Source organism: Streptococcus sp. DAT741, from assembly GCF_009866825.1.
GTDB lineage: Bacteria > Bacillota > Bacilli > Lactobacillales > Streptococcaceae > Streptococcus > Streptococcus ruminantium.
Map to the genome: position 1 here is coordinate 755,337 of NZ_CP019557.1, position 16,690 is coordinate 772,026.

At 42.5% G+C, this 16,690-nt stretch carries 14 protein-coding genes; 12 read left to right on the forward strand and 2 right to left on the reverse strand.

The window, feature by feature from the left end; all coding sequences use genetic code 11:
* Positions 1-48: 48 nt before the first annotated feature.
* The 11 genes from BZG42_RS03655 (at position 49) to pheT (ending at position 14,782) form a co-directional block, all read left to right on the forward strand.
* On the forward strand, positions 49-1,077 hold the full coding sequence (locus BZG42_RS03655) for a sugar kinase (protein WP_155995647.1): 1,029 nt from the start codon (positions 49-51) through the stop codon (positions 1,075-1,077).
* 15 nt (positions 1,078-1,092) lie between these two features.
* A complete protein-coding gene (gene uidA / locus BZG42_RS03660; RefSeq protein WP_155995645.1) occupies positions 1,093-2,883 on the forward strand; it encodes a beta-glucuronidase in 1,791 nt (596 codons plus the stop codon).
* Positions 2,884-2,926: 43 nt separating this feature from the next.
* Positions 2,927-3,643: a FadR/GntR family transcriptional regulator gene (locus BZG42_RS03665; RefSeq protein WP_155965781.1), complete on the forward strand. Its 717-nt coding sequence runs from the start codon at positions 2,927-2,929 to the stop codon at positions 3,641-3,643.
* Between the two features lie 125 nt (positions 3,644-3,768).
* Positions 3,769-4,389: a bifunctional 4-hydroxy-2-oxoglutarate aldolase/2-dehydro-3-deoxy-phosphogluconate aldolase gene (locus BZG42_RS03670; RefSeq protein WP_024532415.1), complete on the forward strand. Its 621-nt coding sequence runs from the start codon at positions 3,769-3,771 to the stop codon at positions 4,387-4,389.
* Position 4,390: 1 nt separating this feature from the next.
* On the forward strand, positions 4,391-5,791 hold the full coding sequence (gene uxaC, locus BZG42_RS03675) for a glucuronate isomerase (RefSeq protein WP_155995643.1): 1,401 nt from the start codon (positions 4,391-4,393) through the stop codon (positions 5,789-5,791).
* 13 nt (positions 5,792-5,804) lie between these two features.
* Positions 5,805-6,905, forward strand: a complete 1,101-nt coding sequence (locus BZG42_RS03680) for a mannonate dehydratase (protein WP_155995640.1) — start codon at positions 5,805-5,807, stop codon at positions 6,903-6,905.
* Between the two features lie 2 nt (positions 6,906-6,907).
* Positions 6,908-7,747, forward strand: a complete 840-nt coding sequence (locus BZG42_RS03685) for an SDR family oxidoreductase (protein ID WP_024532418.1) — start codon at positions 6,908-6,910, stop codon at positions 7,745-7,747.
* Positions 7,748-7,749: 2 nt separating this feature from the next.
* The gene (locus BZG42_RS03690; protein WP_120171536.1) at positions 7,750-8,547 is read left to right on the forward strand and encodes an HAD family hydrolase; all 798 of its coding nucleotides are present in this window, start codon (positions 7,750-7,752) and stop codon (positions 8,545-8,547) included.
* 42 nt (positions 8,548-8,589) lie between these two features.
* Positions 8,590-10,380: a glycoside hydrolase family 3 protein gene (locus BZG42_RS03695; RefSeq protein WP_155964533.1), complete on the forward strand. Its 1,791-nt coding sequence runs from the start codon at positions 8,590-8,592 to the stop codon at positions 10,378-10,380.
* Between the two features lie 577 nt (positions 10,381-10,957).
* Complete coding sequence (gene pheS / locus BZG42_RS03700) at positions 10,958-12,001, forward strand: phenylalanine--tRNA ligase subunit alpha (protein ID WP_120171538.1); 1,044 nt, start codon at positions 10,958-10,960, stop codon at positions 11,999-12,001.
* A 381-nt stretch (positions 12,002-12,382) separates the two neighbouring features.
* Positions 12,383-14,782, forward strand: coding sequence for a phenylalanine--tRNA ligase subunit beta (gene pheT, locus BZG42_RS03705; RefSeq protein ID WP_155995638.1), 2,400 nt, complete (start codon positions 12,383-12,385; stop codon positions 14,780-14,782).
* A 296-nt stretch (positions 14,783-15,078) separates the two neighbouring features.
* Here pheT and BZG42_RS03710 read toward each other — a convergent pair whose 3' ends face one another.
* A complete protein-coding gene (locus tag BZG42_RS03710; protein WP_024532056.1) occupies positions 15,079-15,381 on the reverse strand; it encodes a hypothetical protein in 303 nt (100 codons plus the stop codon).
* 87 nt (positions 15,382-15,468) lie between these two features.
* Entirely contained in the window at positions 15,469-15,951 is a 483-nt protein-coding gene (locus BZG42_RS03715) for an NUDIX hydrolase (protein WP_120171540.1), read from the reverse strand.
* Between the two features lie 172 nt (positions 15,952-16,123).
* On the opposite strand from BZG42_RS03715, the gene folE reads away from it, so the two are divergent.
* Positions 16,124-16,687 carry a GTP cyclohydrolase I FolE gene (folE, locus tag BZG42_RS03720; protein ID WP_024532058.1) on the forward strand — a complete coding sequence of 188 codons (564 nt, stop codon included), beginning with the start codon at positions 16,124-16,126 and terminating at the stop codon, positions 16,685-16,687.
* Positions 16,688-16,690: the final 3 nt, after the last annotated feature.

The following is a 16,690-nucleotide window of genomic DNA, read 5'->3' on the forward strand; positions in this document are numbered from 1 at the left end:
TGGTCTAGTTGGAGGATTCTGGCTAGGCCCTTCCTTTAGGAGGTAACAATGAAAAAAGTCTTGGCCTTTGGGGAGATCTTGCTTCGTCTATCCCCGCCACATTACCAGACCTTGACACAGGCAACTAGTCTGGATTGTCAATTTGGAGGTTCAGAGTTGAATGTTTTGGCGACCTTAACGCAACTCGGCTACCCTGTAGAATTATTGACAGCTCTTCCTGAGAATGAATTAGGAAAGATGGCAGAGCATTTTCTCTTTGCTCGGCAAATCGGACAAAACTATTTGATTCGAAAGAAGGGGCGCCTTGGGATTTACTATTATCAAAAAGGATTTTCTCTTAGACCGAGTCAGGTAACCTATGATCGTGACCACTCTGCTTTTAGTTTGTCAAGGGCAGAAGATTACGATTTGGAAGCTGTTTTTGATGGAGTGGATTGGTTCCATGTCAGTGGTATCACTGTCGCTCTGAACTCGGATGTCTATCAACTGGCCTTTCGCTTGATGGAACTAGCAAAACAAAAAGGTGTGACGGTCTCCTTTGATCTGAACTATCGTGAGAGTTTATGGTCTTCCTTTGAAGAGGCAAGGGCAAAGCTTTCTCCTTTTGTGGGTCTGGCAGATGTTTGTTTTGGTCTAGAGCCCATTCAGCTATTAGGCAGTTCAGGGAGGGACTTGAAGGACGAGGTAGGCTTGGTTCGACCTTACGAGGATAGAGAAGTATTGTTACGGGTTCTTGATGAATTGGCAGAAAACTACTCTATACGAAGTATTGCCTTTACTCAGCGAGAGATGACTTATAATAATGATTACCTGTTAAAGGCTTTTCTATACCAAGATGGTGTCTTGTATGAAACCGAGAAAGAATCAATTCAGGTTCTAGATCGAGTAGGAACTGGAGATGCTTTTACAGCAGGAATCATCTTTGGCTATTTACAGGAGGAGATGCCGCAAAAAATTTTAGATTTAGGAATGGCTAGCTTTCAATTTAAGCACACAATCGAAGGAGACATCAATGTTATCAATCAATCAGACATTGAATGCTTGCTTCAAAAAGGTTCGCATGAAATAAAACGATAGAAAGAAGGAAAAATTATGTTATATCCAACTCAAACGAAAACACGCTCTGTTTATTCATTAAATGGAATCTGGAAATTCAAGCAGGGACAAAATAATCCTCAGTCAATGTTAGATACAGATGAGGTCATGGTTGTACCTAGCTCTTTTAATGATATTGTTGTTGACAAGGAAAAACGTGACTTTGTTGGGGATAATTGGTATGAACTCATGGTATCCTTACCAGTTGTTTCTAGTGATGAAGAATTGATTGTCCGTTTTGGCTCGGTTACGCATCAAGCCAAGGTCTATGCCAATGGTCAATTGATTGGGGAGCACAAGGGAGGCTTTACACCATTTGAATGCTTACTACCAAAGGAACTATATAGTCTGGAACAATTCCGTTTGACAGTCTGTGCCAATAATGAACTAAATTTTTCAACCCTTCCCGTAGGCAATTATAGCGAAGAAGTAGATGAAAATGGGCAAGTAGTGAAAAAAGTGAAGGAAAATTTTGACTTTTTCAACTATGCTGGTATCCAACGAAATGTTCACCTTTATAAGCGCCCTAAAGTTTGTATAGAAGACATTGTTATCCAGAGTGAACTCAAAGAAGATTTGACTCAGGCTACCGTCAAGGTTGATGTGACTGTGGTTGGACAATGTGATACAGTACGTGTGACAATCTTAGATGAAGAGGGAAGAAGTCTTGGGCTGATAGAAAAGAATCAGCTGGTAATTGATTCGCCTCGTCTTTGGGAAGTACTAGATGCTTATCTCTATATTGCCAAAGTAGAATTATTTGATGGGGAACGCCTTGTTGATTCATACAATGAGTCATTTGGTATTCGTAGTATATCTGTTCAAAAGGGGCAGTTTTTCATCAATAATAAACCATTTTACTTCAAGGGCTTTGGTAAGCACGAGGACACCTTCATCAATGGTCGAGGACTCAATGAAGCTGCCAACTTGATGGATTTGAACCTGCTCAAAGAGATTGGTGCTAATTCTTTTAGAACCTCGCATTATCCCTACTCTGAAGAAATGATGCGTTTGGCTGACCGCTTAGGAATTGTCGTGATTGATGAGGTGCCTGCTGTTGGTCTTTTCCAAAACTTTGCAGCTTCTTTGGATTTGAATCCAAGAGATAATGGTACGTGGTCGGTCATGGAAACCAAGGAAGCACATGAACAAGTTATCAGAGAATTGGTGGCACGTGATAAGAACCATCCGTGTGTCGTTATGTGGGTAGTTGCCAATGAACCAGCCAGCCATGAAGCAGGTGCGCATGAATACTTTGAGCCACTTGTGCAACTCTATAGAGACCTAGATCCTCAATCTCGCCCAGTAACCTTGGTCAATATTCTCTTAGCAAAACCAGGACTAGATAAGGTTATGGACTTAGTTGACGTTATCTCCCTCAATCGCTACTATGGTTGGTACGTGGAGCACGGAGATTTGGCTAAGGCAGAAGTAGGTCTAGAAGAGGAGCTTAATGCATGGCAGAGCCTGTATCCTGACAAACCAATTTTGATGACAGAATACGGTGCAGACACTCTTCCGGGGCTACATTCCCTCTGGAATATTCCTTATACAGAAGAATTCCAGATTGCTTACTATGATATGAACCACCGAGTATTTGATCGTATTCCAAATTTAATTGGGGAACAAGTCTGGAATTTTGCAGATTTTGAGACCAATGTGATGATTTTCCGTATTCAAGGAAATCACAAAGGACTCTTTTCTCGCAATCGTCAGCCAAAACAGATTGTCGGAGAGATAAAGAAACGTTGGACTTCTATTCCGAACTACCATTATAAAGCAAAATAAGCTATAATAGTAGTAAATAGAAATGCATTTGGAGGAGTAAGGTATGGCAAGACCGTTGGTAGAAAAAGCAACGGAACGCTTACTCGAATTGATTCTTGAGAGAGGCTATGAGGTCGGCGATAAGTTACCGAATGAGTATGAGTTAGCTCAAGATTTGAAGGTTGGGCGTTCGACAGTCCGTGAGGCAGTTCGGAGTTTGGCTACTAGAAATATCTTGGAGGTTCGTCAGGGATCTGGGACTTACATCAGTTCCAAAAAAGGTGTATCAGAAGACCCTTTAGGTTTTTCTTTGGTGAGGGATCGCGTTAAGTTGACGACTGATTTGTTTGAAGTGCGCTACTTGCTCGAGCCGAGAATCGCTGAGCGTGTAGCACAATTTGCTTCAGATGAAGACATTGCTCGCCTAGAAGACATTGTCCTTGCTATTGAAGAATCGGTGGATGCAGGGGATCATCAACACTTAGAACTTGATGTGAAATTCCACTGTATGCTGGCTGAAATGAGTGGAAACTTAGCCATGACTAGTCTTATGCCGGTCATCAACCAATCTATTCATCTCATCAATGAAAATTACTCAAATCGTCAGATGAAATCAGATAGCTTACAAGCTCATAGGAATATCCTTTCGGCCATAAAACAACGGCATCCAGTTGCTGCTTATGACAGCATGCTAGCTCATATTATCTCTGTTAGACAAGTTGTTCTCAGTGAATGGTTTGGTAAAGATCTGACCATGCATGGTTTAAATGACACTAAATAATCAGTATATAAGAAATACCTAGAAGACTATCTTCTGGGTATTTTTTTGGCTTTTTTCTTGACAAATCATCAGATGAATTGTATACTAAAACTATAATTGATAACGCTTTCTAATTGGAGGTCAAGATGCTAAAACAATTAAAGGAAAATTATTTTTTCGCGGTGATCCGTGGAAAAGATGAAAATGATGCGAAAGAAATCGCTCGTCACGCGATTATGGGCGGTATTCGGAATATAGAAATTACATTTTCAACTCCTAATGCAGGGGAGGTCATTGCCGATTTATTGGAAGAGTTCTCAGATGATTCTTCTGTAGTGATTGGTGCCGGAACGGTCATGACTCCTGAATTAGCCAAGAAAGCCATGGATGCAGGAGCTGCCTTTCTAGTTAGTCCACATTTTGACTGTAAGATTCAGGAGTTAGCTCAAGAGGCTGGGAGTCTTTATTTTCCAGGTTGCGCAACTGCAACAGAAATTGTAAAGGCTAGCCAAGCAGGTTGTCCTATTATCAAACTCTTTCCTGGCGGTGTGCTAGGACCAGGGTTTATCAAGGATATTCACGGGCCTATTCCGGAAGTGGATTTGATGCCATCAGGTGGCGTATCAGTTGACAACGTAGCTGCATGGAAAAAAGCAGGAGCGTGTGCAGTAGGAGTTGGTTCTGCCTTAGCAAGTCGAGTAGCACTAGAGGGTTATCAGAGTGTGACAACGATTGCTCGTAGCTTTGTAGCAGCCTTGGAGGAATAACATGACATTTAATGATAGATACTTTATGTTGAAAAATGAGCCAGCAAAGAAACTGTATGAAAAAATAGCTGAGCTACCCATTTATGATTTTCATTGTCATCTTGACCCAAAGGAAATTTATGAAGACAAGGTCTATGAAGATATTGTTGATTTGTGGCTAGGCGGTGATCACTACAAGTGGCGCTTGATGCGGGCAAATGGTATTCCGGAGGAAGAAATTACTGGCTCTGCTAGCAAATTGACTAAGTTTAAGGCATGGGCAAGAACCTTGGAACGTGCTTATGGCAATCCACTTTACCACTGGAGTCACTTAGAATTAAGGCAGGTATTTGGTGTGGAAGAGCTATTAACGGAAGAAAATGCAGAAAAACTCTACCACCAGCTCAATGCCTATTTGCAGGAACATCAGATTAGTCCGCGTAAACTGATTGCAGATGCAAGGGTTGCCTTTATCGGTACAACCGACCATCCACTGGATCATTTAGAATGGCATAAACAGTTGGCTGAAGATCCAGAGATGGAGACAGTGGTTGCACCGACCTTCCGCCCAGATGAAGCCTTTGTAGAACATCGTCATTTCAGACAGTTTGTGAAGCGATTGGAAGAACTTACCGGTCAGGAAGTATCAGATTTTGCTAGTTTTGTGACTGCCTTAGGTCAGCGTGTAGCCTATTTTGCTCAATGCGGTTGTAGGGCAAGTGATATTAGCTTTACAGCTATTTGTTATGAAAAAGCCTCTACCATGGAGCTAAATGATATTTTACAGGCTAGCTTGGCAGGAAAAGTGGCTAGTCAGTCCAGTGTCAATAAGTGGCAGACTGCTATTTTTAGAGAACTCTGTCGCCTCTATAAAGAATATGGTTTTGTAACACAAGTTCATTTTGGAGCTTTGCGTAACAATCACACAGGTCTTTTTGAAAAACTAGGAGCGGACGTTGGTGTGGACTCAATTGGAGATCAGACGAGCCTGACAGTTAACTTAAATAGATTATTAGATGACTTAGTTCAGGAAGATGCCCTTCCAAAAATGATTTGGTACAACCTTAATCCGATTTACAATATTGCCCTAGCTAATACTCTAGCAAATTTCCAAGCCAACGAAGAAGGATGTCGTAGTCAGTTGCAGTTTGGGGCTGGTTGGTGGTTCAACGACACCAAGTTGGGAATGATTGAGCAGATGAATGCCTATGCAGAGCAAGGAATGCTAGCTAACTTTGTCGGTATGTTGACCGATTCACGTAGCTTCTTGTCCTATCAACGTCATGATTATTTCAGACGAATTTTAGCTAGCTATGTCGGACAGTGGATTATGGAGGAAGAAGTGCCGGAGGATTACGATCGTCTAGGACGGTTTGTTGAGGCTATTTCTTTCCACAATGCCAAAGAGTTTTTTGAACAATAAAGGAGAATAAATCATGAAAATGTCTTTTCGTTGGTACGGGAAGAAGGATCCTGTTACTCTTGAACAAATCAAGGCAATACCGGGGATGCAGGGGATTGTGACGGCTGTCTATGATGTGCCAGTTGGTCAGGCTTGGCCTTTGGAAAATATTCTAGAGTTGAAAAAAATGGTGGAAGAGGCTGGACTTGAGATCACTGTAATTGAGTCTATCCCAGTTCATGAGGATATCAAGCAAGGAAAACCAAATCGTGATGAATTGATTGAAAACTATAAAACATCTATTCGCAATGTGGGGGCAGCAGGTATTCCAGTGGTTTGCTACAACTTTATGCCTGTATTTGATTGGACGCGGTCTGACCTTCACCACCCACTTCCAGATGGTTCAACCTCGCTTGCCTTTCTCAAGTCTGATTTGGCTGGTGTAGACCCAGTGGCAGACGATTTGAACCTACCAGGTTGGGACTCATCTTACTCCAAAGAAGAGATGAAGGCTATCATCGAAAATTATCGTCAAAATATCTCTGAGGAAGATTTGTGGGCGAACCTGGAGTATTTTATCAAGGCCATTATGCCAATAGCTGAAGAAGCCGGTGTGAAGATGGCTATCCATCCAGATGATCCACCTTACGGGATTTTCGGTCTACCACGCATCATCACAGGCCAGCAAGCTGTTGAAAGATTTCTAAACCTTTATGATTCAGAAAATAATGGTATCACCATGTGTGTCGGTTCCTACGCTTCTGATCCGAAAAATGACGTGCTAGCAATGACTGAGTACGCTCTCAGACGCAATCGTATCAACTTTATGCATACTCGAAATGTAACAGCGGGTGAATGGGGCTTCCAGGAGACAGCTCATTTGTCACAGGCTGGTGATATTGATATGAATGCCATCATCAAGCTTTTGGTGGATTATGATTGGCAAGGAGCTTTGCGCCCAGATCATGGTCGCCGCATCTGGGGAGATCAGACCAAGACACCGGGTTATGGCTTGTATGATAGAGCACTGGGGGCGACTTATTTCAATGGTCTTTACGAGGCAAATATGCGAATAGCAGGTAAGATACCAGATTTTGGAATTACAGTGAAAACAGTCGGAAATAAGGAGGAATAAGAATGACACGTGTGATTGAATTTAAGGACAAAGTGGTTGTCATCACAGGAGCAGGTGGAGTGCTCTGTGGTTATTTGGCTAAGGAATTTGCCAAGGCTGGTGCCAAAGTTGCTCTTTTGGACTTAAACGAAGTAGCTGCTCAGGTCTTTGTTGATGAGATCAAAGCAGCAGGAGGGATCGCTAAAGCATACAAATCCAATGTCCTTTCCAAAGAAAATTTAGAAGAAGTACGCCAGCAAGTATTGGCTGATTTTGGTCCAGCAGATATTTTGGTTAACGGAGCAGGTGGAAACAATCCTAAAGCGACAACAGATAATGAATTTCATGAAGTCGGACTTCCTGCGGATACCAAAACTTTCTTTGACTTGGACGAAGCAGGCATCAATTTTGTTTTCAATCTCAACTACCTTGGAACCTTGTTGCCGACACAGGTTTTTGCTCAAGATATGGTAGGGCGTGCTGGAGCAAATATTATCAATATTTCCAGTATGAATGCTTTTACACCTTTGACAAAAATCCCAGCCTATTCAGGGGCAAAAGCAGCCATCAGCAACTTTACACAGTGGTTGGCTGTACATTTTTCAAAGGTTGGTATTCGCTGCAATGCTATTGCACCGGGCTTCTTGGTGACCAATCAAAACCGTGGTTTGCTCTTTGATGAGGCAGGACAGCCAACGGCGCGTGCTAACAAGATTTTAACCAATACACCTATGGGGCGTTTTGGGGAAGCAGAAGAGTTGGTAGGAGGTGTATTCTTCCTAGCAGATGAGAACCTAGCTAGCTTTGTAAATGGCGTTGTTCTCCCAATTGATGGTGGCTTTTCAGCCTATTCGGGAGTTTAGTCATGAAGTCTGATTACGTGTTTTGTGTTGATTCTGACGGTTGTGTCATGGATACCATGACTTATAAGCACAAGCTTTTCTTCGGCCCTTTAGCTGCGGATGTATTTGGGATTGAGGATAGAGAACCTTTTTTAAAAGAGTGGAATCGGGTTAATCTGTATTCACGTACTCGAGGTATCAACCGCTTTGTTGGGCTAGTCACAGGTTTGGACTTTGCTGGGGTGGCTAACATTGAAAAACTGAAACATTGGGTCGAGTCAACAGATTCTCTCTCCAATGCTTCTTTGGAAAAACTCTTGACTGAACGACCATCAAAAGATTTAGAATTAGCTCTAGAATGGTCCAATCAGGTCAATCAATCCATTAAGAACTATACTGGTCCAGTCCTAGCTTTTATCGGTGTTCATAAAGGTCTAGAAAAACTAAGTCAACTCGGAAAAGTTTACGTGGTTTCATCTGCCAATAAAGAAGCAGTAGAAGAAGAATGGACAGATCAAAGTTTAATGGGCTACGTTACAGAACTCAACTGTCAGGATAGAGGTAAAAAAGAAGATGTGATTAAGCGACTGGTTGATGAAGGCTATGATCCCAATAAAATTATGATGATAGGTGATTCACCTGGTGATTTGAAAGCAGCTGAGCTTAATAAAGTACATTTCTACCCGATTTTAGTTGGACAGGAGTTACACTCATGGGCAGACTTAGCCGAGAAAGTGGCAGAAGACTTTGTGGCTCAGCGCTTTACGACCGAATATGAAATGAGCTTAATAGATACATTTTGGAAAAATTTAGACGAGTAAGAAAGGGCTAGGGGTACGCCCCTAGCTTTTTTGGAGGCAGAAATGACAAACTTAGTAGATTTACGAAAAAAACCTTACAATTTAGATGAAGAAGCTATCGCTTGGATTGAAACAACCATCGCTCAGATGACCTTGGATGAGAAAATCGGTCAGCTCTTTGTCAACATGGGAAGTCAGCGGACAGAAGAGTATTTGACAGGTGTATTAGAAGATTACAAGATTGCCGCTGTTCGCTACAATCCTGGACCGGCAGCAGATATTTGGGAACAAAATAATATCTTACAAACCAAGTCTAAAATCCCGCTCTTGATTGCAGCCAATACTGAATCAGGTGGCAATGGTGCCGTCACAGATGGGACAAAAATCGGTGATGAAATCAAGATTGCCGCTACGAATGACCCACGTTATGCCTATGAAATGGGGAAAATTGCAGGTTTAGAAGCCTCTGCTGTTGGCTGTAACGCTTCTTTTGCACCAATCATGGATCTCAGCCGCAACTGGAGAAATCCTATTATCGCCAACCGAACTTGGGGAGCCCATGTGGAGCAAGTACTTGAACTATCAAAAGAATACATGCGTGGCATTATGGAACATGGAATCATTCCTTTTGCGAAACATTTTCCTGGGGATGGTATTGACGAACGAGATCATCACCTCTCTTTTGCTTCAAACCCAATGACCAAGTCTGAATGGATGGAAAGCTTTGGACGCATCTATGGTGAAATGGCTGAAGCTGGGCTTCCCGGAATCATGGCCGGCCATATTCATTTGCCAAATGTTGAAAAAGAAATGCACCCTGAACGTGAGTTGGATGAGATGTTACCAGCTTCGCTCAATAAAACACTTTTGGATGAGCTATTGCGTGGAGAATTGGGCTATAATGGTGCCATTGTAACGGATGCTAGCCACATGATTGGTATGACCGCTTCTATGTCTCGGCGTGAATTGTTGCCAACTGCTATCGAAGCTGGTTGTGATCTCTTCCTCTTCTTTAATGATCCAGAAGAAGATCTACAATGGATGAAAGAAGGTCTGGCAAATGGTCTCTTGTCTGAGGAACGGTTGCACGATGCCCTTCGTCGGACATTGGGCTTGAAAGCCAAGCTCGGTCTTCATCAGTTTGAGGGTCGTCGCCATGAGATGATGTTACCAAAAGAAGAAGCTCTAGCCTTGATTGGGACAGAAGAAGCTAAACATCTGGCTAAAGAAGTGGCAGATAAGGCGATTACCTTAGTCAAAGCCAAGCAAGAAGGAGTCTTCCCTGTGACACCAGCCCGTTACAGACGTATCTTGTTGGTAGAAGTAGATGGCTACAAGGGAGGTTTTGGCGCCCTTATCAATTCAGGTAAAAAGCGAGCTTCAGATACCCTGAAAGAATTGTTAGAAGCTAGAGGTCATGAGGTATCTATCTGGGAAAATACAGAAGCGCGGATTGCCAAGCTACCAGAAGAGGAAAGACCAGCAGCTATTGCCAATGTTTACGCTTCTAAACGCCCAATAGCAGAAATAACAGACCATTATGACCTAATTATCAATCTGGTTGATGTTAACTCTGGCGGAACCACCCAACGGATTATCTGGCCAGCCGCTAAGGGAACGCCAGACCAACCTTTCTATGTTCACGAGATTCCAACGATTGTCGTGTCCGTTCAACACCCGTTTGCACTTGCGGATATGCCACAGGTAGCAACCTACATCAATGCCTACGATGGCCTACCAGTCACCATAGAAGCCTTGGTAGAAAAATTGGCAGGAGAATCAGAATTTATCGGAGTATCTCCTGTAGATGCCTACTGCGGTTTGCTGGACACGCATATTTGGCGTGGAAAATAAGTCACTTTACATTTAATGTTGATGATAGTGACATGTGTACGAAGCACCAACATCTCAAATGATCCATGTATCTTCGGAAAAAGCAGTTATTGACATTTTCCACGTGGTAAAATAGCCTTGAAGTCCTCCAATATCAAACTCCTCTGTGATGGTTGAACTGCACTCAAAAAGTTAGAGAACAAATCTAATGATTGGGGTGTAGTTCAGATACGCAGTAGGAGTTTTTTAGAAAGATTTCTTGCTAAAATTTCCATAATTTGCTAAACTAATTAGTGAAGTCAAATAAAACTGTTTTCTATCCAAATAGAATCATTTTATGTGACGACTCAGCTCCCCTCTTAAAGGTTAGCTGAAAACTTACAGAAGACAAAATTGAATAGAAGTCTGTGAGACTAGTAAACCTATGGAAACTGTTCAGGGAGTTGAGCCGAGACTGCAAGCTCAATCAGTGAAAGTTGGTCGAATTCACTCACACGAGGACTTAAAAATAAGGTCTGCATAGCAGATGAAAACGGATGGTACCGCGTGACAACGCTCCGAGATGGGTGAAGTCATGCGTTTTTTTATTGGAGGAATGATGTCAAATATTGAACAACAACTGGCCGAATTGAGCCAAACCACGTTAGAAAAATTAAAAAAAATCCAACACCAAAGCGAAAAAGAATTACAAGATTTGCGTGTTGCTGTCTTGGGGAAAAAAGGTTCGCTGACAGATTTGCTTAAAGGACTCAAGGAGTTGCCAAATGATGTGAAACCGATTATTGGCAAACAAGTCAATGAGGTTCGGGATGTCCTAACGGCAGCCTTTGAAGAAACAGCGAAAAAGGTAGCGGAAGCAAAAATTAAACATCAACTGGCTGCGCAAACCATTGATGTGACTCTTCCCGGTCGTCAAGTTAAGGTCGGAAAACGTCATGTTCTAACCCAAACCTCTGAAGAAATCGAAGATATTTTCTTAGGCATGGGCTTCCAAATCGTTGATGGTTTTGAAGTGGAAAAAGACTACTATAACTTTGAACGCATGAATTTACCAAAGGACCATCCAGCCCGTGACATGCAGGATACTTTCTACATAACGGAAGAGATTTTGATGCGTACCCATACATCACCTGTTCAGGCACGTACCATGGATCAGCACGATTTTTCAAAAGGTGCTCTTAAAATGATTTCACCGGGACGTGTATTCCGTCGTGATACAGATGATGCAACCCACAGTCACCAATTCCATCAGATTGAGGGCTTGGTTGTCGGCGAGAATGTCTCCATGGGAGATCTCAAGGGGACTCTTGAGATGATTATCAAGAAAATGTTTGGGGAAGAGCGCCAAATTCGTCTGCGTCCATCTTATTTTCCATTTACAGAGCCCTCTGTTGAGGTTGATGTTTCTTGTTTCAAGTGTGGTGGTGATGGTTGCAACGTATGCAAGAAGACAGGCTGGATTGAGATTTTAGGAGCCGGCATGGTCCACCCACAAGTACTGGAAATGAGCGGTATTGATTCGACTAAATATTCTGGTTTTGCCTTCGGTCTAGGTCAAGAACGTATTGCCATGCTCCGCTATGGAATCAATGATATTCGTGGATTTTATCAAGGAGATATACGATTTTCGGAGCAGTTTTAACGTAGCACTACTTAAGGCTGACAAAGTCAGCTCTTAAGTAGACGGAAATCGCTATTATGCGAATTCCTTGACTTGATCACCTTGCTAGTTTTTTTATGCAAAAGTACCGTTTTGCTTGAAAAACTGTTGCAATTTGATGCTCATAAATTTACCTATTTATGAGAAGCCAGTCGTTATCGTGAACTATCTAACAACCTTACTCGTCAAAAGTTGAAAAATATCGGATTGTTACAGAGTATCCCTAAGCTTGTTTGGGGTGATTATTCGGTGATGGAAACGATAATGATGCGGTGAGGTTGGAAGAGTTGGGGCTGAATAAAAATCTTATCTTCTTAGGTAAGCATTCCAAAATCTTTCGATTTGAAATATAAAGAGGAAAATATGTTAGTAAGTTATAAATGGTTAAAAGAATTAGTTGACTTTGAAGCGACGAGTAGCGACTTGTCAGAAAAAATGTCAACAACGGGAATTGAGGTAGAAGGAGTTGAGCAAAAGAGTGCAGGTCTTTCTAAGCTCGTTGTGGGACAAGTTGTCTCTGCGGAGCCAATTCCAGATACCCACCTTCATATCTGTCAGGTGAATATCGGTGAAGAGGTGACACAAATTGTTTGCGGTGCACCAAATGTGACACCAGGTATCAAGGTTATCGTTGCTTTGCCGGGTGCACGTATTGCAGGCAATTATAAAATCAAGAAAGGTAAAATCCGCGGAGTGGAGTCTCTGGGGATGCTCTGCTCATTGAGTGAGATTGGTGTCTCAGACTCTGTTGTACCAAAAATCTATGCGGATGGTATCTACCACCTGCCAGCAGAAGCGGTTGTGGGAGAACCAATTTTCTCTTACCTAGACCTTGATGATGAAATCATCGAGCTATCCATCACGCCAAACCGTGCTGATGCTCTATCCATGCGTGGAGTAGCTCATGAAGTAGCTGCGATTTATGACAGTCAGGTCAACTTCAAGCAAGTAGCCTTGAATGAGAGTGACAAAAAAGCCAGTGATGTGATTGAAGTAGCGATTGAGTCCGACAAGGTGACAGCCTATACAGCGCGTGTCATTGAAGATGTAACCGTTACCCCAAGTCCACAGTGGCTGCAAAACTTGCTTATGAACGCAGGTATTCGTCCAATTAACAACGTAGTTGATATTACCAATTACATCTTGCTCTACTTTGGACAGCCTATGCACGCTTTTGATTTTGACAAGTTTGAGGACAAAAAAATTGTAGTTCGTCAAGCAAAGACTGGTGAAAATCTGGTTACACTTGATGGTGAAGAGCGCAACTTGATTGCAGATGACCTTGTGATTTCTGTCGCAGATAAGGCGGTTGCCTTGGCTGGTGTCATGGGCGGAGCAGATACCGAGATTGATGATGATTCTAAGACGGTTGTTCTAGAGGCTGCTCTTTTTGATGGCAAGTCTATCCGCAAAACTTCCAGTCGCCTAAACCTCCGATCAGAATCCTCCTCTCGCTTTGAAAAGGGGATCAACATAGCGACCCTATGTGAAGCGATGGATATGGCGGCGGCTATGATTGCTGATTTGGCTGGCGGTCAAGTCCTGTCCGGTATCGTGTCTGAAGGGACGGTAGACACTTCTGATGTACCTGTCACAGCAACCATTGAGTATGTTAACCGTTCGCTCGGTACCAACCTTGACTACACCCAAATAGCCGATATTTTCCGTCGTTTGGGTATGGAAATAACTGGCGATGCAAGTCAGTTTACAGTGGCAGTACCACGTCGCCGTTGGGACATCCGCATTCCAGCAGACTTGGTAGAAGAAATCGCTCGCATTTACGGATATGATAATCTTCCGACCACTCTTCCAAAAGAGGATGGAACAGCAGGCGAGCTGACTCTGATCCAGCAAATTCGTCGCCAGGTTCGACACTTGGCAGAAGGTGCAGGTTTGACGGAAATCATCTCCTACGCCCTTACAACACCTGAAAAATCAGTAGAATTTGCGGCCCATCCAACCACTGTGACCGAACTTATGTGGCCAATGACTGTTGACCGTTCTGCCCTTCGTCAGAATATGGTATCCGGCATGTTAGAGACAGTTGCTTATAATGTTGCCCGTAAAAATAAAAACCTAGCCCTCTACGAGATTGGAAAAATCTTTGAACAATCTGGCAATCCAAAAGAAGATTTGCCGCAAGAAATCAACAAGTTTGCTCTTGTTTTGACAGGCTTGGTTGCAGAAAAAGATTTTCAGACACCAGCGGTAGCTGTTGACTTCTTCCATGCTAAAGGGATATTGGAAGCCATCTTCGGTCATTACAAACTGGCTGTCGATTTTGTGGCGACAAGTGAGATTTCCGCTCTACACCCAGGTCGTACAGCGGCAATCCATTTGAATGGGACTGCTATCGGCTTTGTTGGTCAGGTACATCCTCAAACAGCTAAGGATTACGGTATTCCAGAGACCTATGTGGCTGAAATCAATCTTGATGCGATTGAGGCGGCTCTACAGCCTGCTCAGCCATTTACCGAAATCTCTAAATTCCCATCTGTTAGCCGTGATATTGCCCTTCTTTTGAAGAGTGACGTTACCCATCAGGATGTTTTGGATGCTATTACAGCAGCCGGTGTGAAGCGTTTGACAAAGGTAAGTCTTTTTGATGTTTATGCCGGTAGCAATATTGAGGTTGGCAAGAAATCAATGGCTTATAATCTGACCTTCCAAAATCCTGCGGATAGCTTGACAGATGAAGAAGTAGCCAAGTATATGGAAAAAATCAGTAAGAGCTTGGAAGCTCTCGGTGCTGAAATCCGCTAATAGCTCCTTATGCCCCATTGAGGCCTTGATAAGATTTGAAAATCCTAGTTTACGGACTAGGATTTTTTTTGGAGGAATGGACAGTCGCATAGAGCAGATTGGAAATATGAAACACGGATTGCTGTGATTTACTTCCAATGCTACGTTGAGATGGTGATACGAACTTTAAAAAGTGAGGCTGGGAAAATACTAATAAAATCACAAAAAGACTCGAAGGTTAGTTTACATAAATCTTCAAGTCTTTTGTACTATCGCTGGTTGTCCATTTTTGACTAAAAATGGAGTTCTTGTCTATCTTATAAAATAAACGGTTCAATCGTCAAGTTAACAGTGTCACCGTATTTAGCCACAAGATCTGCTGCTAGAGGGTGATAAAGTTCCCGTAGGTGTTCAATTTTGTCAGGAAATTGCTTGCCGATATAATCAAATTTACATTCGATAGTATGAAAAAGCTGATGGAACAGCTCATTTATACTATGTAATCGAGCAATCATCTCTTCATCTTCCTTGAGAAAATCTGGAATATCTGTGCGATTATCGACAAAACCATCAATCAGTTTTACGGGAAAAGATCCGTATTCGAGGACAAATTCGTACATGGGTTTCTCCTTGTCTATTTTTATGTCTATACAAGATAGCTGTGTTGGTGATTAGAGGAATTCATATTCTAAAATCAAGATGTTTGACTATTCTTCGTAGAAATCCACACTGTATTCGAGCAGTTTATCACCATCATAGCGGAAACAGGCAGAGAAAAACGGACGATTCTCCAGCAGCCATTCTTGAAAATGCCGATCTCCCTCCCAAGTCGGCTTGGATAAGACCTGGTCGTAGGGCACCCATTCCAAATCTCCTTCGCTGCATTCAATTAAGTTCCCTTCAAAACCGGTAATCTTAAAAACATAGGTGTACCAGTCGCAATTTGGCGTAAAATCTGGAAAGGTGATAATCCCTTTTAGTGCATGCTGGGTGACGGTGAGACCTGTCTCCTCGAAAACTTCACGAATAGCACATGCTTGCGGTGTTTCACCGGCCTCTAGCTTGCCACCTACCCCGATCCATTTTCCTTGGTGGACATCATTTTCTTTCTTATTGCGATGAAGTAAGAGGAACTCCCTGCCATTATCAATGTAACAAATAGTTGCTAGTTGGACTGGTTTCTTTGTCATGTCTTCTCCTTGTGGTCAATTAGCTTTATTATACCACAACTAGGGGAGAAAAAAGGAAGTTCTGGGTTCAACAATCTGTCCAGGGACAGTTTTGCTTTCCGAAAGACAAGAAGGCTTTTCCTGAAAACAAATTTAAGGTATAATGAAACAATCAAACCATTTAGGATGTCTTATGTCAAAACAAGAACAAATTGAACAAACTATCTATCAATTATTGGAATTACTAGGAGAAGATCCCAAGCGTGAAGGTTTATTAGATACACCAAAACGTGTCGCAAAAATGTATCTCGAAATGTTTAGCGGTTTACAGGAAGATCCAAAAGATCAATTTACGGCCGTCTTTTCCGAAGGGCATGAGGAAGTCGTTTTAGTCAAGGATATTCCTTTCCACTCTATGTGCGAACACCATCTGGTCCCCTTTTATGGTATCGCTCATGTTGCCTATATTCCAAGCAAAGGACGGGTAACAGGCCTAAGCAAACTGGCACGGGCGGTAGAAGTGGCCAGTCGCCGTCCACAGTTACAAGAACGTTTGACCTATCAAGTCGCTCACGCTCTACAAGATGCTCTTGATCCAGAAGGAGTTTTTGTTATGGTAGAAGCAGAACATATGTGTATGAGTATGCGTGGTATTCGTAAGCCGGGTAGCAAGACAGTGACAACTGTAGCTCTAGGTAAATACAAGGAGGATGCTATTTTGCGCCGTGAACTTTTATCCATGATTCATAACAAATAGGAG